This window comes from Nitratidesulfovibrio liaohensis (assembly GCF_011682075.1).
GTDB lineage: Bacteria > Desulfobacterota > Desulfovibrionia > Desulfovibrionales > Desulfovibrionaceae > Cupidesulfovibrio > Cupidesulfovibrio liaohensis.
Map to the genome: position 1 here is coordinate 1 of NZ_VSMK01000285.1, position 3625 is coordinate 3625.

A 3625-nucleotide genomic window follows, 5' to 3' on the forward strand; every position below is an offset into this window, starting at 1 on the left:
GCTGGGCCTGCGGGGCGGCCTGCGCGGCAAGCGGGGCCAGCAGCAGCGCGGCGGCCAGGGTGGCCGACGCAATCCCGCAGGCGGGGAACGAAAGGAAGGGAACGGTCGGTCGGCGCAGGGCGCCTCTGATGGTGAATATACGCATGCCTGCCCTGTAGCATGTTTCGCGCGGCAGGGCGAGTGGGCAGGGCGGCATGTGCTGCCGGAAGGCGGAACAGCAGGGCGGAACGACGGGGTGCATCATCGGGGCGCATCATCGGGGCGGGCTGGCCGGTGCGGGCGGATGGCCGGAAGGGAATGCACCCCGGCAAGTGTCCGGTCGCCTGCCGGAACAGAGGCGGGTGGGCAGGGGCAAATCCATCGGGAGTCGCCTTGCGCGCACTCTTGCGCACTTCTGATGCGGCAACTTTCCGGTGGGTGTCGACCCGGTCTCCGTGCTGCGGTGGGCACTGGCCGTTTCGACGCGGCAGCCCGGCGTACCGGCTACCCGGCGGCGGGGTCCAGCAGGTCGGTGTCATTGTGGGCGTAGGGCGGGGCGCAGCAGCACAGCACCAGCAGCGGCACGTCGCCGGTGTTGGCGATGCGGTGCGGCGTGCCGGGGGCGATGTGCACGGTGTCGCCCGGCCCCACGGCAAAGCTGGCATCGCCAAGGGTCATCAGGCCCTTGCCGGCGGTGACGTGGTACAGTTCCTCGGTCTGCGGGTGGCGGTGCAGCAGGGTGACGCAGCCGGGCGGCACTTCCGCCTCGGCCAGCGACTGGTTGCGGTTGCCATGCACGGCGGGGTGCATCAACTCGCGGATGACGGACCCGTCGCGGGTGACGTAAGGCGCGGCGTCGGCGCGGGCGGTGACGGTGGGGGCGGGGGCGTTGGGGCGCGTCATGCGGCTCCTTGGGCTGCGCCCGTGGGTGCGTTCATGGTGCATGCGGGGGGCAGGAGGGCGGTAGCAGACAGGCGGTCGCCCCGCAGCCGAAGCAAGGCGCCCCGGCCCACGGTCCTCGAAAGTCCTCATGGAGCCGGGGCGCATGCATCCGGTCGTGCCATCGTCATGCCCCGGTGGGGCACGGCGCGTCAGTACAGCTGCTTCAGCAGGTCTTCCGCGCTCTTGGTGTCGTCGTCGCCCCGGTGTACCGGGTCGCCCGCCGTGGAGGTGGGCTGGGTGCCCAGCTGGAACGGCAGCAGGTAGCTGGTCTCGGAGCCCGGCCCGGCGATCTGCCCGGTCTTGCCGTCCACGCGCACCATGACGATGCCGGGGGGCATGGGGAAGTCGTCCGCCGGGTACTTGGGCTCCACCACCTTGCGGTAGTCCACGAAGATGGGCAGCGCGGCCCGCCCGCCGGTTTCGAACTTGCCCATGGGCGCCACCTGGTCGAAGCCCACGTAGACGACGCTGACCAGGTGCGGGGTAAAGCCGATGAACCAGGCATCACGTTCGTCGTTGGAGGTGCCGGTCTTGCCCGCCAGGGGCCTGCCCAGCACCTTGGCCTTGGTGGCCGTGCCGTCCTGCACCACTTCCTTCATCAAAGAGGCCATGATGAAGGCGTTCTGCGGGCTGAGCACCTCTCGGACATCGGGCTTGGAGTCGAACAGTGTCTCGCCCCAGGCGTCCTTGATGGAATGAATGAACCGGCGCTTGGCCACGCGCCCTTCGGCGGCAAAGGCGGTGTACGCCTCGGCCATGTTGATGGGCGAAACCGCCACTGCGCCAAGGCTGACGGAAAGCTCGTTGGGGAACGGCCCTTCCAGCCCCAGCGCCGTGGCCCGCTCGATGACGGCGGGAATGCCGATCTTCTGGGCCACGCGGATGGTGCACAGGTTGCGCGACTTGGCCAGCGCCGTGCGCAGCAGGGTGGGGCCGTAGAACACGCCTTCGAAGTTTTCGGGCCGCCATATCTTGTCGGTGTACTCGTTCAGGTACACGAAGGGCGCATCCAGCACCACCGACCCGGCGGTAAAGCCGTGGTCCATGGCGGCGGAATACACGATGGGCTTGAACGACGAACCGGGCTGGCGGCGGGCCTGGATGGCCCGGTTGAACTGGCTGTCGCTGAAGCTGTAGCCGCCCACCAGAGCCAGCACGTCGCCGGTGTCCGGCTCTATGGACACCACGGCGCCCTGCACGTCGGGGTACTGTTCCAGCGAAAGCTGGATCACCCCGGCCTGCGAGACCAGCGAAGGATTGTAGCTGGCGGACTTGCCGTCGGCCCCCAGGGCGGAAACCCACACCACGTCGCCCACGTCCAGCACCTTCTTGGCGTCCTTGACGGCGGGCACGTGTTCGGGGGCGTAGCGGATGTCCGGGGTGCGGCACCAGGCCATGGTCTTGACGTCGATGAAGCCCCGGTAACCGCCCAGGCGCACTTCCGCGCCCTGCGGCACCACCTTGGTCACCAGCGCGCGCGCCCATGCGCCATCGACCAGCGCGGCGGGAGTGAAGTTTTCGTGCTTCAGGAAGGCGTCGTATTCGGCGGGCTTCAGCCGTTGCAGCGGGCCGCGCCAGCCGTGGCGGTGCGAGGCATCGTCCAGCCCTGTGCGCAGGGCCTTTTCCGCCGCGGCCTGATGCACCGGCTCCATGCTGGTGCGCACGTGCAGGCCCAGTTCGTAGATGGCGTCCTCGCCGTAGCGGTCCACCTTCAGGCCCAGGCGCTTGACGTTGGCCTCGCTGAAGAAGTCGATGAGCTGGCGGCGCACCTCTTCAAGGTACCACGCGCCCTCGCGCCAGCCGCTGTCGTCCATGGACCGATACACCAGCGGCTGGGCCACGGCCTCGTCGTATTCGGCGCGGTTGATCCAGCCCAGTTCCAGCATGCGGTGCAGCACGTACATCTGGCGCTGCCTGGTGGCGTCCGGGTCGCGGAAGGGGTTGTACTTCGACGGCGCCTGCGGCAGCCCGCCGATCACCGCCGCCTCGGCCAGCGACAGTTCGTTGACGTGCTTGCCGAAGTAGGTGCGCGCCGCCGCCTCCACCCCGTAGGCGCCGCCGCCGAGGTAGATCTGGTTCAGGTAGATGGTGAGGATTTCGTCCTTGCTCAGGTATTTTTCCAGCCTGTAGGCAAGGATGGCTTCCTTTATCTTGCGCTCGTAGCTTTTTTCCGAGGTCAGCAGCAGGCGCTTGACGATCTGTTGGGTGATGGTGCTGCCCCCCTGCCGGATGGACCCCGCCTGCATGTTCTTGAGGAACGCGCGGAAGATGGCGATGGGGTCGATGCCCTCGTGCCGGTAGAAGCCGTCGTCCTCGGCAGCCAGAAAGGCCTGGGGCACGCGGGGCGACATCTTGTCCAGCGGGGCCAGGAAGCGCTTTTCACGGTAGAAATAGCCCATCACGCTGCCGTCGCGGGCATACACGGTGGTGACGAGGGGGGGGCGGTAGTCGGCGATGCGGGTGAAACTGGGCAGATCGTGCGAGGCCCAGACCACCAGCATGGCGGCAAGCCCGGCCGCGGCGGCAATGCCAAGCGCGCCGACGATGCCGAGGGTGAGCAGCAGTTTTTTCATGGGGGTGCGCGTTACAACGTTTCCGGCCCGTCGTCCAGAGCGCCCGGTTTGCCGGGCCGGGGCGGCCTGCGGCGACCGCGTGGCGCGGTGCGGGGATCGGGGATGGGCTGGGGGGTTGGCAGGGGGGCCGT

Annotated in this window: 2 protein-coding genes; both read right to left on the bottom strand. The window is 68.6% G+C overall.

The features are described from left to right. Window positions 1–483: 483 nt before the first annotated feature. Window positions 484–882, bottom strand: a complete 399-nt coding sequence (locus FVW27_RS10350) for a cupin domain-containing protein (RefSeq protein ID WP_167124908.1) — start codon at window positions 880–882, stop codon at window positions 484–486. Between the two features lie 188 nt (window positions 883–1070). Further along, a complete protein-coding gene (locus FVW27_RS10355) occupies window positions 1071–3494 on the bottom strand; it encodes a penicillin-binding protein 1A (RefSeq protein ID WP_167124910.1) in 2424 nt (807 codons plus the stop codon). Window positions 3495–3625: the final 131 nt, after the last annotated feature.

Excerpts from the sequence above, each read along its gene's own strand:
- FVW27_RS10350 (WP_167124908.1), bottom strand. The coding sequence starts at position 882 with ATGACGCGCCCCAACGCCCCCGCCCCCACCGTCACCGCCCGCGCCGAC.
- FVW27_RS10355 (WP_167124910.1), bottom strand. The coding sequence starts at position 3,494 with ATGAAAAAACTGCTGCTCACCCTCGGCATCGTCGGCGCGCTTGGCATT.